The organism is Variovorax sp. KBW07, from assembly GCF_003852515.1.
Taxonomy (GTDB): Bacteria; Pseudomonadota; Gammaproteobacteria; order Burkholderiales; family Burkholderiaceae_C; genus Variovorax.
Genome location: NZ_QAJK01000086.1, coordinates 330 through 16,805, shown reverse-complemented (window position 1 = coordinate 16,805; position 16,476 = coordinate 330). Strand labels below are relative to the sequence as shown.

Below are 16,476 nucleotides of genomic sequence, written 5' to 3'. Positions count from 1 at the left end.
GGCATCGGGTGCTTCCCGCAGCGAAATAAAGGAGGAGCGAAGCGGGGGACATTCGCGGAGGGAAGTACCCGGTGTCAGTCGCACGCGCCCTGAAGGACCCCGCACCCGAAGGCCAAGCAACAAAACCAAAGGAGTCAGTGAAATGAAGAAGATCTGGTTCGCCCTGCTCTTCCTAGCAGGAGGCATCGCTCACGAGGTCCGCAACCCCGTGAGTTGCCACAGCATCTCCACACGACAGTCCGACGACCTGCGCAAACGTACCCGCAAGCCGCAATAGTCAAGCCGGCCTACTTCACAGGATGGTCACGGCGAAAGAGCTCCCACTCTTCGATCTGCGTGCCATCCGGGAGCTGGCAAATGCTGTACTGCCCCTTCTCGTTCGATCTCGGCAGTGCCTTGCCGCCGAGGCTCTGGCAATACACCGACGCCGGGTTCGCCATGCCCACGGCCCTTGGCGGCTCCGGCTGCGCGCAGGCCGTGACGAACAGAACGCCCAATGACAACGACAGAGCTTTGATCATTTCGCGAGTGTAGGCCCGCGCCTGCATTCAGCGCATGAACTCAGCGCCTCAGTCCAGCGCCTCGACCGCCGAGGCGAACACATAACCCTCGCTGCGCACCGTCTTGATATAACGCGGCTCGCGTGCGTCGTCTCGCAGACGCTGGCGCAACCGGCTCACCAGCAGGTCGATCGACCGCTCGAACAACTCCGCCTCGCGGCCCTGCGTCAAGCTCAGCAACTGGTCACGGCTCAACACCTTCTGCGGATGATCCAGAAACACGCGCAGCAGCCGGTACTCCGCGCCGCTCAATGCCACCATCGTGCCGCTGTCGTCCAGCAGGTGCCGCGCCGTCGTGTCCACCTGCCACTCGCCGAACGCCAGCTTCGACGCCGCCTCGGTCGAGCGCATGTTCGGCGGCAGCATGCGCGTGCGGCGCAACACCGCGCGCATGCGCGCCAGCAACTCGCGGGCCGAAAAAGGCTTGGCCAGGTAATCGTCGGCGCCCATCTCCAGGCCCAGGATGCGGTCGGCCTCCTCGCTGCGGGCCGTGAGCATCAGGATCGGCGTGGCCTTGAACTTGCCCGTGCGCAGGTCGCGGCACAGCGTCAGCCCGTCTTCGCCCGGCAGCATCAGGTCGAGAATGATCAGGTCGAACGGCCCCGACTCTTCCAACGCCGCGCGCATGTGCCGGCCCGTGGGCACCGCCACCACGCGCAGGCCGTTCTTGACGAGGTAGGTGCTCAGCAGCTCGCGGATTTCCCGGTCGTCGTCGACGATGAGGATGTGGTCGGAAGTCTTGGATGTCATGGCGATGAAATCGGTCGGGCGCCAGATGGCGCGGTAGCCGCAATGTATGCCGGTTGACGCATGGAACAAGCGGGTTTGTATGCCTGTGTATCTGGCGGCCCCGCGAGCCACAGTACGTTGCTCGGGCACACGCCACTTCGCATGCAGCGACGCCTGCGCTTATGCGCCTTTGCGCGACGACGACGATGCCTGCGCCTTGATCATGTCGTACAGCGCCTGTGCCGCCGGCGAGAGCTGCGCGGTCTTGCGGACCATCAGCACCAGCGTGCGCGACACGACCGGCTCGACGAGTTCCACGGTGCGGATGTCGGGGTACGCACCAGCCTGCACCGCCAGCCTCGGCACGACCGCGGCGGCCACCTGCTGGGCGACGAGGCCCACCGCTGTCGAGCTGCGCTGCACTTCGTAAAAAGTCTGCAGCCCGAGTGCGCTTTTGTCGAGGGCGACATCGAGCAAGTCGCGGTTGCCGTTGACCTGCCCCGCGAAGATCAGCGGAACGTCTTTCAGCTGCCGCCACGCGATCTTGCGGCGCTTGGCCAGCGGATGGCTCCGGTGGCAGATCAGCACGTACTTGTCTTCCAGCAGCGGCACGCTCGACAGCTCAGGCGGGTGCGAGCCCGACATGCCGATGCCGAACTCGACTTCGCGGTGCAGCACCGCATCGGTCACGGCCGAAGTGGAGTGGTCGAGGACCTTGATGCGGTTCTTCGGATAGCGCGCCGAGTAGGCCCGCATGATCTTCGGCAGGAACTGCACGCCCGCGGTCGGCACGCAGGCAATGGATACATCGCCGCGTTCGGCCTTGCCGGTTTCGCGGATCTCCAGCAAGGCGTCGGTGAGCTCGATGAGTTGGCGGCGCGCCTGCGGCAAGAAATTCTGGCCGATGGTCGACAGGCCGACGGAGCGCGTGGTTCGCTCGACCAGCGCCACGCCCAGGAACTCTTCGAGCTTGCGCAACCGCTGGGTGATGGCGGTCTGCGTCACGCTGAGGTGGTCGGCCGCGGCCTGGAAGCTGCCGCGCTCCGCAATGGCGACGAAGGCCTGTATGCCCAGGATGTCGATCTTCATCGATTAGATAAATGAATGAATGGCCGAAATAAATTCATTTTACGTAGCGCATGCCAATGCGCAAACTGGCGGCCCACACACCAGGAAATACCCCGATGACCGCATCTCCCTCCCCTGCCCCACAGGCCACCAGCGGCGACTGGTCCGCCAGGCAATACACCGCCTTCGAGAACGAACGCACGCGGCCGGTCCGCGACCTTGTGGCGGCGATTCCCTCCACCAACGTTCGGCTGGCCGTCGACCTGGGCTGCGGCCCGGGCAATTCCACCGAGGTGCTTGCGCGGCGCTTTCCCGGTGCGGCGGTCACCGGCATGGACAGTTCCGCGGACATGGTTTCGGCCGCGCGAAAGCGCCTGCCGGGCATCGGCTTCGAAGTGTCGGACATCGAGCGCTGGAACCCGCCGCAGGCCTTCGACGTGATCCTGGCAAACGCCTCGCTGCAATGGCTGCCGGACCATGCCTCGCTGTACCCGCGCCTGGCGAGCAGGCTGGCGCCCGGCGGCACGCTGGCAATCCAGACACCCGACAACCTCGAAGAGCCCGCGCACCGGCTGGCGCGCGAAGTCGCGGCATCGGCGCGCTGGGCCGCGAAGATCGGCGACGTGAAGCACCCGGCGCGGCACAGCGCGGCGTACTACTACGCGCTGCTGCGGTCGCATGCCGGCCAGGTGGATGTCTGGCGCACCACCTATTTCCACCCGCTCGCCGGCGCCGCGGCGGTGGTGGAATGGTTCAAGGGCTCGGCGCTGTTGCCCTACCTGGCGCGGCTGGACGCGGAAGAAAAAGCCGCATTCATCACGCAGTACCAGGCCGAGATCGCGAAGGCCTATCCCGCGCTGGACGACGGCACGGTGCTGCTGCCTTTTCCGCGGCTGTTCATCGTCGCGGTTCGCTGACGCGATCAGAGGATCGAGAACTCGACCTCGATGTTGCCCCGCGTCGCATTCGAATAAGGGCAGGTCTGGTGGGCGCCGTCCACCAGCTGTTGCTTCTGCGCGGCGTCGAGCCCCGGCAGCGTGATGGCCAGCTTCACGGCCAGCGCATAGGCCACGTCGCCTTCGGTCTTGCCGAGCGACACGCTGGCATCGACCGACAGGTCGTCGGGCACCTTGATGCCGAGCCGTCCGCCGGCGAGCTTCATCGCGCCGATGAAGCAGGCCGAGTAGCCGATGCCGAACAGCTGCTCGGGGTTGGTGCCGGGCTTGCCCGAGCCGGGCGAGCTGAGCTTGACGTCGATGGCGCCGTCGCTGGACTTGCCCGCGCCTTCGCGGCCGCCGGTGGTGTGGGTGGAGGCGGTGTAGAGCACTTTGTCGAGCTTCATGGTCATGGTGATTCCTTTGGAGTGGGTCAGGGTGGTTTGGGAAAGCAAAAAGAAAAAAGGCTTCAGCCGCGCGCGGACGCGAGCTTCCACACCGCATCGGCAAACACCTGGGGCGTTTCTTGCGGCACGTTGTGGCCGGCGTTCACGACGATGTGCGTGCGCGGCCCGATGAACTTGGCGGCGTAGGCCTTGCCGTCGGTGGCGGGCACCACGCCGTCGGAGTCGCCGTCCATGGTGATGGTGGGAACGCCGATCGTCGGGAAGGTGGCGAGCCGCTTTTCGAGCTCTTCATAGGGGGCGAAGCCCTCCGCGAGCCCCAGGCGCCAGCGGTAGTTGTGAATCACGATGTTCACGTAGTCCGGGTTGTCGAACGACGCGGCGCTGCGCTCGAAGGTGGCGTCGTCGCAATGCCACTTCGGTGAATTGGTGGCCCACAGGATGCGCGCAATGTCGCGCCGGTTGGCCTCCAGCCCGAGGCGGCCGCGCTCGGTGGCGAAGTAGTACTGGTACCACCAGCCCAGTTCGACCTTGGCGGGCAGCGGCAGCTTGTTGCCGGGGCGGTTGGTCATGATGTAGCCGTTGACCGACAACAGCCCCAGGCAGCGCTGCGGCCAGAGCGCCGCGACGATGCAGGCGGTGCGCGCACCCCAGTCGTAGCCGACCATCACGGCGCGGTCGATGCCCAGCGCGTCGAGCAGTGCGATCTGGTCGAGCGCCACGGCCGCCTGCTGCGCGGAGCGCGGGTTGGCGCTGTCCAGGAAGCGCGTGCTGCCATGGCCGCGCAGGTGCGGCACGATGACGCGGCAGCCCTTGGCGGCCAGCAGCGGCGCCACTTCGGCGTAGCTGTGAATGTCGTAGGGGTAGCCGTGCATCAGCAGCACCGGAATGCCGTCGATGGGGCCGGCCTCGTAGTAGCCGACATCGAGCTCGCCGGCCTTGACCTGGCGGATGGGCTCCAGCTTCGGCGGCTTGCCGGGCGAGCCGGCGGGCCGGGTTTCCGCGGCCTGGGCTGCGCCCATGAAAGCCAGCTCGATGGCCGCGAGGCTCGCGGCGGCGCCTCCCAGCAAGAAGCGGCGTTGACGGTTGACGGGTGGTGGTGCGGACATGCGCTTTTCTTCCTTCACAGGCGTTGAGTGGTCTCGCCGCCGGCGCACCGGCTGGTGCCCGGCTGGCGATGGCCTCATTGGATTCGCGGCATGTATTCGCGATGTGTCCTGGAAGGGGCCTTCTTGTATGGCCGTGTATGCCGGCACCGCGAGATACACGGGCATACAAAAACGGCGGCGGACGGGCGCGCGGGTAATGTTCTATGTCGGCTTGCGGGATTCAACACACTGCAATACAAACAAGCGGCGCCGGTGGCGGGCACGGGTCTATAAACCAGTCCATGCCCACATCAGCCCACCCCGACGCCCTTCCCGCCAGCCTTGGCCCGCAGGCGCCCGACCGACCGGCCTGGCGCCGCCTGCCGGTGCCGCGCTCGCTGTTCGCCCGGGTGACGCTGGTCATCGTGATCGGCCTGGCGATTGCGCAGCTGCTGACCTTCGCGGCGATTCGCTACGAGCGCGACATGGCGCTGCGCGAGCTGATGATGATCGGCATCGAACGCGACATCGCCAGCTCGGTCGCCATACTCGACCGCCTGCCCGCCGACGAGCGCCCGAGCTGGCTGGAACGGCTGGAGCGGCGCAACTACCGCTTCGTGCTGGGCGGCAGCGCGCAGGGCACGGCGCCGCAGTCTCCGTTGGCGCGCGAGTTCGCCACGGCCATCGCCGACGCGATGCGCCCCTTCGAGATCGTCAAGGTGGCGCAGGTCGCCCAGGGGGCGCAGCCGTCCGATGCACTGCAGATCCAGGTCCGGCTGAGCGACGGCAGCTCGGTGGTGGTGCATGCCAGGCGCGTCGGCATGCCGGTGTCGCACTGGGTGATGTGGCTGCTGGTGGTCCAGCTGGCGGTGCTGGCGCTGTGCGCCTGGTTCGCCGTGCGGCTGGTGACGCGTCCGCTGGCCGATCTTGCAGCCGCCGCCGACGAGCTGGGCCCCGACCTGAAGGCGCATCAGCTGCAGGAAGACGGGCCGACCGAAGTCGCGCACGCGGCCCGCGCCTTCAACGCCATGCAGCGGCGAATTTCGGGCTACATGGCCGAGCGCGTTGAAATACTCGCGGCCATCTCGCACGACCTGCAGACGCCCATTACCCGCATGCGCCTGCGCACCGACCTGATGGACAGCGAGCACGACCGCAACAAGTTTCGGCAAGACCTCGATGCAATGCACACGCTGGTGCGCGAAGGCGTGACCTATGCGCGCACGCTGCATGGGGCCACCGAGCCGGCCCGCCGCATCGACGCCGACGCGCTGTTCGAAAGCATGGTGGCCGACTACGAAGACTCGGGGCAGGCGGTGCGCCTGGAAGGCCGGGCGGGTGAACCCATCGTGACGCGGCCGAACGCGCTGCGCCGCATCCTGGCGAACCTGATCGACAACGCGCTGAACTTCGGCAGCGACGTGCGGCTGCAGGTGCATGCCCAGGCCGACGCGCTGGTGCTTGCCGTGGTCGACAACGGGCCCGGCATTCCGCCGGACCAGCTGGAGAACGTGCTCAAGCCCTTCTACCGCGTGGAGGGCTCGCGCAACCGGGGCACCGGCGGCACGGGCCTGGGCCTGGCCATCGCACACCAGCTCGCGATGGCCATGGGCGCGGAGCTGTCGCTGCGCAACCGCAGCGAAGGCGGGCTGGAAGCCCGGCTCAGCCTGACGAACATCCGCGCCATGCCACCGGACTGATCCGCGCCGGGCGGGCGTTCCGCTCCCTCTGAATTTTCCTGGAAAGCGGCTCGTCCACCGAGGCCGTGAAGACCCTGCTCGCCCTGCCGCTTTCGTTCATGCCTACATTCGTTCACCGCCGAGGCCCACCATGCTCCTGCTCCTTGTTGCCTACCTGGGTGGCGTGCTCACCATCCTGAGCCCGTGCATCCTGCCGGTTCTTCCCTTCGTGTTCGCACGCGCGGACCGGCCATTCCGCTCGCACGGCTTCCCCTTGCTGCTGGGCATGGCGCTGGCCTTTGCAGCCATTGCCACGCTGGCGGCGGTGGGCGGTGGCTGGGTGGTGGCGCTGAACGAGTACGGGCGCCACGCGGCGATTGCGCTGCTGGCGGTGTTCGGCGTCACGTTGCTGTTTCCGTCGCTGGCGGACCGGCTGAGCCGGCCGCTGGTGGCGCTCGGCATGCGGTTGTCGGAGCGGCAATCCGATGGCGCCGCGGCACGCCCTTCGGTGTTCGCGCCGCTGTTGCTGGGCGTCGGCACCGGGCTGCTGTGGGCGCCTTGCGCGGGACCGATCCTCGGGCTGATCCTGACCGGCGCGGCGCTGAACGGCGCGAGCGTGGGCACCTCGCTGTTGCTGCTCGCCTATGCCGCGGGTGCGTGCACCTCGCTGGCGGCTGCACTGCTTTTCGGTGGGCGCATGTTCTCGCTGATGAAGGGTTCGCTGCGCACCGGCGAATGGGTGCGGCGTGCGGCGGGCGCGGCCGTGCTGGTGGGCGTCGGCGCCATCGCGCTGGGGCTGGACACCGGGTTGCTCAGCCAGCTCTCGGCCGGTACGACGTCTGCGCTGGAGCAGGCGCTGGTCGACAAGATCGGTGCACCGAAGCCGTCGCCCTTGCCCGCCGACCCGGCGCCTGCTTCCTTGGCGCCAGGCCTGGTGCCGACGTCCGCGCAAGCGGAGCCGAAGAGCCCCGCGTTGTCGCTGGGCGTGGAAGGCGAATTGCCCAAGCTTTCCGGTGCGACCGAGTGGATCAACTCGCCCCCGCTGACACCGCAGGGCCTGCGCGGCAAGGTGGTGCTGGTCGACTTCTGGACCTACTCGTGCATCAACTGCCTGCGCACCCTGCCCTACGTTCGCGCGTGGGCCGAAAAGTACAAGGACGCGGGGCTGGTGGTCGTCGGCGTGCACACGCCCGAGTTCGCATTCGAGAAGCTGTCGTCCAACGTGCATCGGGCCACGAAAGACCTGGGCATCGGCTTCCCGGTAGCGGTCGACAGCAACTACGCGATCTGGCGCGCCTTCAACAACCAGTCGTGGCCGGCCTTCTACTTCATCGATGCGCAGGGGCGCATCCGCCATCACCAGTTCGGCGAGAACCGGTACGACAAGGCCGAGCAGGTCATCCAGCAACTGCTGGCCGAAGGCGGTCGTGCGGATGTGCCGGGCCAGCTGGTGTCGCCGCAAGGCGAAGGCACGCAGGCCGCGGCCGATGCGCTGCCCGCGCTGTCGGGCGAAACCTACCTCGGCTACGAGCGCGCGCACAACTTTGCCTCGCCGGGTGGCCTGGCAAGCGACCATGCACACAAGTACCAGGGCCCCGGGTCGCTGCGAACCAACCAGTGGGCACTGGCGGGCGAATGGACCGTCGAAGGCGAACGCGCGGTGCTGGCGCGTGCCGGCGGACGCGTCGCCTATCGCTTCCAGGCGCGCGACCTGCACCTCGTGCTTGGGCCGTCGGCCGATGGAAAGCCGGTGCGCTTCAGGGTGACGGTGGACGGCAAGCCGCCACTGTCGGACCACGGCGCCGACACCGACGCGCAGGGCAACGGAACCGTCGACGCGCAGCGGCTCTACCAGCTGGTGCGCCAATCGGCGAATGGCCAAGACAGGCTGTTCGAGATCGAGTTTCTCGACGCCGGCGCGCAGGCCTATGCCTTCACCTTCGGCTGAGCCCGAGGCCGGCGCGGCTCAGAGCAGACCGAGCGTCAGCGCCTTGAGCGTGGCCGCGGCACGCGTCGTGCAGCCGAGCTTGCGGAAGATGTTTTCCAGGTGCGCGCGCACGGTGCTGGGGCTGATGCCCAGCGAACGGGCCGCTTCCTTGTTGCTCTCGCCGAGGCTGATGCGGCCGAGCACCTCGACCTCGCGGCCCGAGAGAAGCGCGGCGGCGTCGCCAGCCGATGGCGATTCTGTCGATGGCTGCGGATGGCCGGTGAGCGCGGCCACGGCCTGGGCATCGAGCCGCCCGGCCTCTGCTTCCGCGCGCATGGCGGCCACTGCTTCGTCCTCGGACAGCGCGGCCCTGCCGGGGCGGGCCGTGCGCAACGACACCCAGTGCGCGGCGGCGGCGAGCACGCGGCCTTCGATCTCGATGGCCGCTGCCTTCGCACCGCGAAAGAAGCCCGAGCCATCGAGGCGCTCGTCGACGAACGACGCCACCTCGGCCTCGGCGCGCAGGGTGGCAATGCGGCGCGCGGCGCGCTCCGTCCAGTAGGGCACGAGGCGCAGGCGCTCCATGTCGGCCTCGCTGCGCGGGCCCGAAGCGTCCCACACGGTGTTGGGCACCGAGGCCCGGCCGATGCCGTGGACCAGCCCCGCGCGGTAGACCGTTTGCTGCTGCGCGGTACCCAGGCCCAATTCAATCGCACAGCGCAGGGCCGCATCGGCCACGCGGCGCGAAAAGCCGGTCATCCACGGCAGCTTGAGGTCGATGACGTCGGCGATCAGTTCGAGCGGCGTGGTCGCACCATGGAGCGCGGCGGTCGGCAATTGCGGCTCGGCCGCCCCGCCCTGCTCCAGTTCGTGGAGCCAGTCGACCGCGTGCTGGCGAACCACCTCGACCAGCGAAGCCGGGTAGCGCGCGTCAGCCCTTTCGGCGATGTAGCGCAGTGCATTGTTCAGGCCGTGCACGCGCGAGAAGATCTCGAGGTCACCCGCGATGCAGACGATGAACACCGCCTCGGGAATGCGCGAGGCATCGAGCCCGTGCGGCTTTCCGCGGCCATCGAAAGACTCGAAGATGTGGCGCAGCGGCAGCTCCACCTCCGGCGGCATGCCCAGCGTGCGCGCGATGTCGCCGGACACTTCGCAATGGATTTCCGCCAGCGGGCCGACCGAGCGTGCAAAGTCGGCCGCCATGCCGGCCGACGCGGTCGACAGCATGGTGCGGCGCCCGCCGACGTCGTCGCCCATCAGGTCGGCAAACTCGGGCGCGTTGGCGGTGCAGCCCGACCAGCGCAGCAGCGACACGCAGGCCACGTGGCCCTGCATGGCTGCGCCGTGGCCAATGGACGCGGCGAGCCGCGACGCCAGCCAGGCGGTGCGCACCGAATGGTCGATGGGCTGGCCCATGCTGAGATCGCCGACGAATGCAATGGCACGGATGGCGTCGAAGACCTGGATGGGGGAAGCAGGCTGCACGGAACAACAGGAACAAGAAAGCTCAGGGAAGAACGAGCCGGCCGCAATTGCGGAGGCCGGCTCGCGGGGCTGCACCTTACTTCGATTGGCGCACAGCGTCCAGAATCACCTCAGCCACCTTGGCAGGCTGCGATTGCTGCGGCACGTGGCTGGCGTTCAGGCGCGTGAGGTGCGCGCCGATCTTCTTCGCCATGTCGAGCTGCAGCGCCGGCTGGATCATGTGGTCGGCGCTGGTGGCCAGGTACCACGAAGGCTTGGTCTTCCAGGCCGCGACGCTCAGCTTCTGCTCGAAGGACTTGCCCAGGATCGGGCCCTGCGTGGCCGTCATCACGGCGGTGGCCGAGGCCGGCAGGTCTTGCGCAAAGTGCTTCGTCATGCCCTCTTTCGTGAGCGACAGGAAACCGGAAGCGTCGGCCACGATATGCGCGAAGCCGGGCGCCGGCGGATAGTCTTTTCCGAGCTCGGCGCTGGTCTGCCCGGCATCCGGCGCGAAGGCGGCAACGTAGACCAGCGACGACACCTTGTCGTTGGCGCCGGCTTCCGTGATGACCGAGCCGCCCCACGAATGGCCGACCAGCACCACCTTGCCGGGCTGCGCATCGATGGCCCGCTTGGCCGCGGCCACGTCGTCCTCGAGCGAGGTCAGCGGGTTCTGCACGGCCACCACGTGCAGGCCCTTGGCCTGCAGCAGCGGAATCACCTTGGCCCAGTCGGAGCCGTCGGCGAAGGCGCCGTGGACGATCACCACGCTGGGCCTGGCGGCATCGCCCGCCGTGGGTGCCGCCGCCACGGCGACGGCGGAAAACGACAGGCCGACGGCAAGGGCGGCAACGGAAAGCTTGAGGCGTTGAGCGTGTTTCATGAGGTGCTTCGAACAGGAGTGATGGAGAGCCCGTACTGTGGGCGCGGGGGCCTGATCGCACCATCGGACGAATGTCCGATCGGGGCCTGCGCCACCGTCTTGCAGCTGACTTGCACGCTGCCTAGACTGACGGGTTAGCCGCCGTTACGGCCGGCCCACTCCCTGAACGATGAGGTGCGAGGATGCGCGTAGGTTTGATGTATGGCGCCGCGACGTTGCTGGCGTTCGGCCTGCACGGCGCGGCAGTGGCCCAGGACGCGCCGGCCGCCAAGGCGAGCGATGCGAATGCAGGCGCGAACGCGGACACCTGCGTGGAAGTGGTGGTCAACGGCGAGCGCACGCCCTCTTACGACTGCCTCACGCAGAAGCTGCGCCCCACCGCGCCGCCACGCTCAGCCGACGGCACGCCGCCCGGCCTGGCTTCGGAAGCGATCACGCAGCGGCCGTCGAACCAGCTGGGCCTGTTCAACCGCGCGGCGACGGGGCACCGCATGGGCAACACCTTCGGCACGTCGGTGTACCCGCAGCGGCCGCCGCCGGTGGTGCCCGTGTCGCCGCTGATCACGCGGCCCTGAAGCAGCCGGCTTTCTTCAGAGGTGCTGGGCCACGATCACCACGGCACCGGCCACCGAGATGGCGCCGCCGAGGACTTTCCTGAATGTTTTCATGATGCTTTTCCGTGCTTTTTGCCAACGAGCATTCATGGTGCCGCGCATGCGGCCCCGGCGGTTTTGGCAATCTTCATGCGCGCGATAGCAAAACACGCCATACGCGCCGAATTTCGGGCAACTCGCGGTTATCTGCTATAATCGCGCTTCGCCCGGATTCGCTCCGGGTGTTGCCTGGCCAGGCAAGCCGAATCTCACACCGGCGCGTCGAAGTCACTGCGACGAAAAAAATAACAGGTGGCTTCCGCAATTGAACATTTGCCGTAACCGTGGACCGCGTGAGAGTTCACGACCACATTCCAAAGCCCGCTTCCCGCGGGCTTTTTCATTTCCGCCCCTTCCCCTTCAGTCGAGCAGCATGCGTGACTCGGCGTCCATCAACGACAGCCGCTCCCGCGCGAACTGGCTGGCCCGAAGGCGGACACGCGCCAGCGCGGCGTCCAGCGACGGCTGCTGCATGAACACCAGCACGCCCCATTTCAGCCCCTGCAAGCTCAGCTCCGCGACGCCCGCATAGCGGCCGTTGGTGGTCTGCTTGATGTCGATCCGGCTGGACCAGCCGTCCGGCAGTTCGACGAGGAGTTGCTGTTGCGGTGCTGCTGCATTCATGGCCCCAAGGATAGGTCTGGCTCCTCAGGCACCCAAGGAAATAGTTCCTAGGTATTAACATTAGTTCAAGATTGTCTTCAATCTCTTCGCGGGGTGCCACGCCAGCCACCGGTCCCCGCGGCGAGCCGATATCCTCCAGCCTTTCCCAAGACGCCGTCGACCGAGATCTTTTGCCCCGCCTGGGAGGCGGCACACGCCCCTTTGGCGACGCGAACACATCGATCAACATGGCTTATCTGCCGCAGCTCTTCGATCCCCGCTCGACCATCCTGCTGGCCGGCGTGATGGGCATCATGATGGCGCTGGTGCTGTTCTTCATGCGCCGCAGTTATCCGTCCAGCATCAGGGGGCTGAGCGAATGGTCCAAGGCGCCGCTGGTCGCTTTCGTGAGCACCCTGCTGTTTGCCGCGCGCGACTTCCTGCCCGACTTCGCCACCATCGTCATCGCGAACATGGTGCTGCTGCAGGCCGGCATCATCTACTACGCGGGCAGCCAGCAGTTCTTGCTGGGCCGCAGCGACACCCGGGGCTGGACGGCCGCGAACCTGCTGCTGGGCGTGCTCATGTTCTGGTTCGGCATCGTCAAGCCCGACTTCGAGACGCGCCTGGCCATCGTCACCATCACCGTGACGCTGCTGTTCTTCTTTCACGCCATGCTCTACGTGCGGCACAAGGTGCCGGTCTACGGCATGCGGCTGATGATCGGGCTGCTGCTCGCTCAGTCGCTGGTGGCGGGCCTGCGCTTCGTGTCGGTGGTCATGGGCATGGCCGGCAGCAACCTCATGGAAGCGACGTGGATCCAGTCGCTCTACATCACCATGTATTCGTTCAGCGTGCTGTTCCTGTCGATTGCGGTCGTGCTGATGGCCACCGACCGCGTGCACACCGAATTCGAATACCTGGCCACCCGCGACCCGCTCACGGGCGTGCTGAACCGGCGCGCCCTGCTCGATGCCTGCCTGGCCGAGTTCGCGGCCAGCCACGGAACACTGGGGCGGCCGGCGGCGCTGCTGATGGTCGACCTGGACCACTTCAAGAGCATCAACGACCGCTTCGGCCACCAGATGGGCGACGCGGTGCTGCGCGAGGCGGTCAGCCGCATGCAGCACGTGATCGGCACGAAGGGTGTGCTCGGGCGCTACGGCGGCGAAGAGTTCGTCGTGCTGCTGCCGCACACCACGATGGCCGAAGCCATGGCCATCGCGGCGCGCCTGAAGGAAAGCATCGACGAGCCGCTGGCGGCGAATTCACCGCTTGCCCCGGTCGGCTCCTTCGCCGTCAGCATCGGCGTGGCGACCAGCGACGGCGTCAAGGACGTCGACGAGGTGCTGGCGCAGGCCGATGAAGCGCTGTACCGCGCCAAGGCGCTGGGCCGCGGGCGCGTGATCGCGACGGCCTGAAGGCCGGCTGGCCTGACGACCCGACAGGCTTGGCCCGGAACGAGGGAAACGCCGGCTCAATCGTCGTCGCGGTCTTCGTGATGGCGGCGATAGTGCTCGCGTGCCCACTCGCGGCGACGCCATTCGCGGCGCTCGGCACGGCGCTCTTCCCAGCGGGATTCACGGTCGTAGTAGACCGGGGCCGGCGCGTAGTACGTCGGCGGCTGGTAGCGCACAGGCGGCGCCGGCTGGTAGTAGATGGGCGCCGGCCGCGAATAAACGGGCGCCGGCTCGTAGTACACCGGAGCGGGCTGGCTCACCACGACACCGGGCACGTTCACACCGATGGACCAGCTGGTGCCGGCGCTCGCCGTGGCTGCGGCGCAGAGCGCGCCAACAGCGATGGCGCCTGCCGCGGCAAGCTTGAGAATGGTTCGATGTTGATGGGCAGCTATCACTTCGTCTCCTGAAGGGCGGGAAAGACTCCCGATGGGAAGACAACGCCCCGCCCCCGGCAACCGCTCACATCGCTACTGTGAAGAACGTTCCCAAATGTTGCACGCCCCGCGTAGACTGCTTCTGCTGCCGCGCATGCGAGGACACCATGGACCTGCAAGACGACAACTGGTATCTGGACCGGGAATCCGAAGAAGACGCTGAACGGCGCCGGCAACGGAGCGGCGCTGGCGATCCCCCACCGCCCCCTGGCGCCGACTGGGACTGGAGCATCAAGCTCCTGGTGTTGGTCTGCGCCGCGGTGCTCATGCTGGTCGCCTGGCGCCTGCTGAAGTAGCCGGCCCGGCCGTCATTTCAGCCCAGGCCCGATCGCTTGCAGTCGAACACCGCGCTTTGCTCGACGCTCCGCAACGCGGGCATCTTGTTCACGAAAATCACGCCGGCGCTTGCCAGCCGCCACTCGCCGGCCTTGAACAGCCTGAAGAGATTCGTCATCTCGACGCCTGCGGCGGGAATGGAGTTGAAGACATAGACGGGCTCTCCCGACTGGGTTTCTTCCATGCTCACCAGCTCGGCCCTCATCTTGATCACGGTCGTCTCGGCCTCTTTCGTCTTGCCGCGCACGGTGTCCATGAGCACGGTGCGCGAGTGCTCGTCGATCGATATCCTGCGAACCCAGTGCAGAGAAGAAGAGCCGGCCGCCGCGCCAGGGCCCGGAACGCACGTGATCGTGCCCGCGGATGCCGAGCCTGCGGCCGCGAGCAGCAAAAGCGGAAGGCATGCAAGCCGCCGGGTCCGGGTGTTCATGGTCACGCTGTCCTTCAAGTTGAAGCAGCACGGACTTTAGCGCCAGCGCCCTACCCCTCGCCGAACCGGTAGCCCTGCCCGGGCGCGGCGGCCAGCAATGCCTGCGTGTACGCATGCCGTGGCGCCACCAGCACCTGCTGCGCACTGCCCTGCTCCACCACGCATCCCCGCTGCATGACGATGACCTGGTCACAGATCTGGCTGGCCACCCGCAGATCGTGCGTGATGAACAGAATGCCGATCGACAGCCGCTGCTGGATATCGGCCAGCAGCTTCAACACCTGCTCCTGCACCGACACGTCGAGCGCGGACACGGCTTCGTCGGCAATCAGCACCCTGGGCTCGCAAGCCAGCGCGCGCGCGATGCAGATGCGCTGCCTCTGCCCACCTGAAAATTCGCTGGGGTAGCGGGCCAGCGCGTCGGGCCTCATGCGCACCCACTCCATCAGCTCTTCCGCGCGGCGCCATGCGGCCCGTCGCGGCACACCGAAGTTGACCGGCCCCTCCACGATGGAAGCGCCCACCGTCTGGCGCGGATTCAGCGAGCGGTACGGGTCCTGGAACACGACCTGCACCATCCGGCGGAACGCGGTCAGTTCGCCTCGCCCTCCCGGTCGTTCTGACCCTTCCGGTTGTCCGACACGACTACCGGCATGAACCCGGCCTTCGGTCGGCTCGATCAGCCGGGCGATGCAGCGCGCCACCGTCGATTTGCCCGACCCGGACTCCCCGACGATGCCGATGGTTTCGCCTGCGTGCAGCTGCAACGACACATCGCTGGCGGCCCGCACCTCGCGCCGCTTGCCGGGCCACGAACCCGAAAGATAGGTCTTGCCGATAGCCTGCACGTCGAGCAGCGGCACGCCCCTGGCGACAGCGGGCCGGGTGGCCGGCACCAGCGAAGGCACGGCGGCCAGCAGCATCCGCGTGTAAGCGGTGCGCGGTGTGCGCAGGACCTGGTCGCGGCCACCCTGCTCGATGGGATTCCCCAGCGCAAGAACGACGACTTCGTCGGCAATGTCGGCGACGACGCCGAAGTCGTGCGTGATGAACAGCACCGCGGTCCCGTTCTCTTGCTGCATCTCACGGATGAGCGACAGTATTCCGGCCTGGGTGGTCACGTCGAGCGCGGTGGTGGGTTCGTCGCAGATGAGCAGCGCCGGGCGCAGGATGAGCGCGATGGCAATGACGATGCGTTGCCGCTGTCCACCCGAAAGCTGGTGCGGATACGACGCATAGATTCGGGGCGGGTCCGGCAGGTGGACGCGCTCGAAAATCTCCAGGATGCGAGCCCGCCGCTCGGCCGCCCCGAGCCGGGTGTGTTGCTTCAACATCTCGTCGACTTGCAGACCGCACCGCATGACGGGATTGAGCGCAGTCATGGGCTCCTGGAACACCATGGCGAGCGATGCGCCCCGCAATTGCCGCAAGCGGGCGGCGGGGGCGCCGAGCAGTTCTTCGCCCATGAGCAATACCGAGCCACCCGAGGTCTTCAATGCAGCGGGCATGAGGCCCATGACGGTTTGCGCAACGACGGACTTGCCGGAGCCGGACTCACCGACAAGGCAGACCGTGCGCCCGGCATGCACGTCGAACGACAGGCGGTTGACGGCAAAGGGCCTGTCCGCGCCCTTCGGCAGTGCGACGGTGAGGTCGCGAACGGAGAGCACCGGGGTGGCCGTTGTCGTTCGGGCTGCCGGCATTGCGGACACGACGGAATGGGGCGAAAGGGTCATCTCAGTTTTTTCGTGCGCGCGGGTGCGGGTTGCTTGGTCTTTGTTCTTGGCGCTGCTGTTTGGGTGCGGGTTCATTCGGGG

General features: G+C 67.3%; 19 protein-coding genes. 7 read left to right on the top strand and 12 right to left on the bottom strand.

Features of this window, described 5'->3' with window-relative positions; genetic code table 11:
- Window positions 1-142 precede the first annotated feature (142 nt).
- Entirely contained in the window at window positions 143-277 is a 135-nt protein-coding gene (locus DBV14_RS33960) for a hypothetical protein (protein ID WP_260397110.1), read from the top strand.
- 10 nt (window positions 278-287) lie between these two features.
- Here the strand turns inward: DBV14_RS33960 and DBV14_RS18240 are convergent, their stop codons facing one another.
- The 3 genes from DBV14_RS18240 to DBV14_RS18230 all read right to left on the bottom strand — a co-directional run bounded on the left by DBV14_RS18240 (window position 288) and on the right by DBV14_RS18230 (window position 2,378).
- Window positions 288-521, bottom strand: a complete 234-nt coding sequence (locus DBV14_RS18240) for a DUF333 domain-containing protein (protein ID WP_124460652.1) — start codon at window positions 519-521, stop codon at window positions 288-290.
- Between the two features lie 48 nt (window positions 522-569).
- A complete protein-coding gene (locus DBV14_RS18235) occupies window positions 570-1,310 on the bottom strand; it encodes a response regulator (RefSeq protein WP_124460650.1) in 741 nt (246 codons plus the stop codon).
- Between the two features lie 159 nt (window positions 1,311-1,469).
- Window positions 1,470-2,378 carry a LysR family transcriptional regulator gene (locus DBV14_RS18230; protein WP_124460648.1) on the bottom strand — a complete coding sequence of 303 codons (909 nt, stop codon included), beginning with the start codon at window positions 2,376-2,378 and terminating at the stop codon, window positions 1,470-1,472.
- A 95-nt stretch (window positions 2,379-2,473) separates the two neighbouring features.
- On the opposite strand from DBV14_RS18230, the gene tam reads away from it, so the two are divergent.
- Entirely contained in the window at window positions 2,474-3,274 is an 801-nt protein-coding gene (gene tam, locus DBV14_RS18225) for a trans-aconitate 2-methyltransferase (protein ID WP_124460646.1), read from the top strand.
- Window positions 3,275-3,279: 5 nt separating this feature from the next.
- Here the strand turns inward: tam and DBV14_RS18220 are convergent, their stop codons facing one another.
- Window positions 3,280-3,705, bottom strand: coding sequence for an organic hydroperoxide resistance protein (locus DBV14_RS18220; RefSeq protein WP_124460644.1), 426 nt, complete (start codon window positions 3,703-3,705; stop codon window positions 3,280-3,282).
- A 56-nt stretch (window positions 3,706-3,761) separates the two neighbouring features.
- Window positions 3,762-4,805, bottom strand: a complete 1,044-nt coding sequence (locus tag DBV14_RS18215) for an alpha/beta fold hydrolase (protein WP_185546057.1) — start codon at window positions 4,803-4,805, stop codon at window positions 3,762-3,764.
- Window positions 4,806-5,086: 281 nt separating this feature from the next.
- Between DBV14_RS18215 and DBV14_RS18210 the strand changes: the two genes are divergently transcribed.
- Both DBV14_RS18210 and DBV14_RS18205 read left to right on the top strand, forming a co-directional pair.
- Window positions 5,087-6,484, top strand: coding sequence for an ATP-binding protein (locus tag DBV14_RS18210; RefSeq protein WP_124460643.1), 1,398 nt, complete (start codon window positions 5,087-5,089; stop codon window positions 6,482-6,484).
- A 130-nt stretch (window positions 6,485-6,614) separates the two neighbouring features.
- Entirely contained in the window at window positions 6,615-8,411 is a 1,797-nt protein-coding gene (locus DBV14_RS18205; protein ID WP_124460641.1) for a cytochrome c biogenesis protein DipZ, read from the top strand.
- Between the two features lie 18 nt (window positions 8,412-8,429).
- Here the strand turns inward: DBV14_RS18205 and DBV14_RS18200 are convergent, their stop codons facing one another.
- Together DBV14_RS18200 and DBV14_RS18195 are read right to left on the bottom strand one after the other, a co-directional pair.
- Window positions 8,430-9,878 carry an HD domain-containing phosphohydrolase gene (locus tag DBV14_RS18200; protein WP_260397109.1) on the bottom strand — a complete coding sequence of 483 codons (1,449 nt, stop codon included), beginning with the start codon at window positions 9,876-9,878 and terminating at the stop codon, window positions 8,430-8,432.
- 76 nt (window positions 9,879-9,954) lie between these two features.
- Entirely contained in the window at window positions 9,955-10,740 is a 786-nt protein-coding gene (locus tag DBV14_RS18195) for an alpha/beta fold hydrolase (protein ID WP_124460639.1), read from the bottom strand.
- A 182-nt stretch (window positions 10,741-10,922) separates the two neighbouring features.
- Here DBV14_RS18195 and DBV14_RS18190 point away from each other — a divergent pair, with 182 nt between their 5' ends.
- Complete coding sequence (locus DBV14_RS18190) at window positions 10,923-11,315, top strand: hypothetical protein (protein WP_124460637.1); 393 nt, start codon at window positions 10,923-10,925, stop codon at window positions 11,313-11,315.
- 15 nt (window positions 11,316-11,330) lie between these two features.
- On the opposite strand, the gene DBV14_RS33955 is transcribed toward DBV14_RS18190, so the two are convergent.
- Both DBV14_RS33955 and DBV14_RS18185 read right to left on the bottom strand, forming a co-directional pair.
- The gene (locus DBV14_RS33955; protein WP_260397108.1) at window positions 11,331-11,456 is read right to left on the bottom strand and encodes a hypothetical protein; all 126 of its coding nucleotides are present in this window, start codon (window positions 11,454-11,456) and stop codon (window positions 11,331-11,333) included.
- Window positions 11,457-11,753: 297 nt separating this feature from the next.
- Window positions 11,754-12,017, bottom strand: coding sequence for a hypothetical protein (locus DBV14_RS18185; protein WP_124460635.1), 264 nt, complete (start codon window positions 12,015-12,017; stop codon window positions 11,754-11,756).
- 227 nt (window positions 12,018-12,244) lie between these two features.
- Between DBV14_RS18185 and DBV14_RS18180 the strand changes: the two genes are divergently transcribed.
- Window positions 12,245-13,417 (top strand): diguanylate cyclase, encoded by a 1,173-nt coding sequence (locus DBV14_RS18180; RefSeq protein WP_124460633.1) that lies wholly within the window; start codon window positions 12,245-12,247, stop codon window positions 13,415-13,417.
- A gap of 56 nt (window positions 13,418-13,473) precedes the next feature.
- Here DBV14_RS18180 and DBV14_RS18175 read toward each other — a convergent pair whose 3' ends face one another.
- On the bottom strand, window positions 13,474-13,854 hold the full coding sequence (locus tag DBV14_RS18175) for a hypothetical protein (protein WP_260397107.1): 381 nt from the start codon (window positions 13,852-13,854) through the stop codon (window positions 13,474-13,476).
- A gap of 146 nt (window positions 13,855-14,000) precedes the next feature.
- Between DBV14_RS18175 and DBV14_RS18170 the strand changes: the two genes are divergently transcribed.
- Window positions 14,001-14,189 carry a hypothetical protein gene (locus DBV14_RS18170; protein WP_124460631.1) on the top strand — a complete coding sequence of 63 codons (189 nt, stop codon included), beginning with the start codon at window positions 14,001-14,003 and terminating at the stop codon, window positions 14,187-14,189.
- 17 nt (window positions 14,190-14,206) lie between these two features.
- Here DBV14_RS18170 and DBV14_RS18165 read toward each other — a convergent pair whose 3' ends face one another.
- Together DBV14_RS18165 and DBV14_RS18160 are read right to left on the bottom strand one after the other, a co-directional pair.
- Window positions 14,207-14,659 (bottom strand): hypothetical protein, encoded by a 453-nt coding sequence (locus DBV14_RS18165; RefSeq protein WP_124460656.1) that lies wholly within the window; start codon window positions 14,657-14,659, stop codon window positions 14,207-14,209.
- A gap of 50 nt (window positions 14,660-14,709) precedes the next feature.
- Window positions 14,710-16,362 (bottom strand): ABC transporter ATP-binding protein, encoded by a 1,653-nt coding sequence (locus DBV14_RS18160; protein ID WP_124460654.1) that lies wholly within the window; start codon window positions 16,360-16,362, stop codon window positions 14,710-14,712.
- Window positions 16,363-16,476 lie beyond the last annotated feature (114 nt).

Excerpts from the sequence above, each read along its gene's own strand:
- DBV14_RS18215 (WP_185546057.1), bottom strand. The coding sequence starts at position 4,805 with ATGTCCGCACCACCACCCGTCAACCGTCAACGCCGCTTCTTGCTGGGA.
- DBV14_RS33955 (WP_260397108.1), bottom strand. The coding sequence starts at position 11,456 with ATGCGCGGCACCATGAATGCTCGTTGGCAAAAAGCACGGAAAAGCATC.
- DBV14_RS18160 (WP_124460654.1), bottom strand. The coding sequence starts at position 16,362 with ATGCCGGCAGCCCGAACGACAACGGCCACCCCGGTGCTCTCCGTTCGC.
- DBV14_RS18220 (WP_124460644.1), bottom strand. The coding sequence starts at position 3,705 with ATGACCATGAAGCTCGACAAAGTGCTCTACACCGCCTCCACCCACACC.
- DBV14_RS18190 (WP_124460637.1), top strand. The coding sequence starts at position 10,923 with ATGCGCGTAGGTTTGATGTATGGCGCCGCGACGTTGCTGGCGTTCGGC.
- DBV14_RS18205 (WP_124460641.1), top strand. The coding sequence starts at position 6,615 with ATGCTCCTGCTCCTTGTTGCCTACCTGGGTGGCGTGCTCACCATCCTG.
- DBV14_RS18235 (WP_124460650.1), bottom strand. The coding sequence starts at position 1,310 with ATGACATCCAAGACTTCCGACCACATCCTCATCGTCGACGACGACCGG.
- DBV14_RS18230 (WP_124460648.1), bottom strand. The coding sequence starts at position 2,378 with ATGAAGATCGACATCCTGGGCATACAGGCCTTCGTCGCCATTGCGGAG.
- DBV14_RS33960 (WP_260397110.1), top strand. The coding sequence starts at position 143 with ATGAAGAAGATCTGGTTCGCCCTGCTCTTCCTAGCAGGAGGCATCGCT.
- DBV14_RS18195 (WP_124460639.1), bottom strand. The coding sequence starts at position 10,740 with ATGAAACACGCTCAACGCCTCAAGCTTTCCGTTGCCGCCCTTGCCGTC.
- DBV14_RS18210 (WP_124460643.1), top strand. The coding sequence starts at position 5,087 with ATGCCCACATCAGCCCACCCCGACGCCCTTCCCGCCAGCCTTGGCCCG.
- DBV14_RS18165 (WP_124460656.1), bottom strand. The coding sequence starts at position 14,659 with ATGAACACCCGGACCCGGCGGCTTGCATGCCTTCCGCTTTTGCTGCTC.
- DBV14_RS18240 (WP_124460652.1), bottom strand. The coding sequence starts at position 521 with ATGATCAAAGCTCTGTCGTTGTCATTGGGCGTTCTGTTCGTCACGGCC.
- tam (WP_124460646.1), top strand. The coding sequence starts at position 2,474 with ATGACCGCATCTCCCTCCCCTGCCCCACAGGCCACCAGCGGCGACTGG.
- DBV14_RS18170 (WP_124460631.1), top strand. The coding sequence starts at position 14,001 with ATGGACCTGCAAGACGACAACTGGTATCTGGACCGGGAATCCGAAGAA.
- DBV14_RS18185 (WP_124460635.1), bottom strand. The coding sequence starts at position 12,017 with ATGAATGCAGCAGCACCGCAACAGCAACTCCTCGTCGAACTGCCGGAC.
- DBV14_RS18180 (WP_124460633.1), top strand. The coding sequence starts at position 12,245 with ATGGCTTATCTGCCGCAGCTCTTCGATCCCCGCTCGACCATCCTGCTG.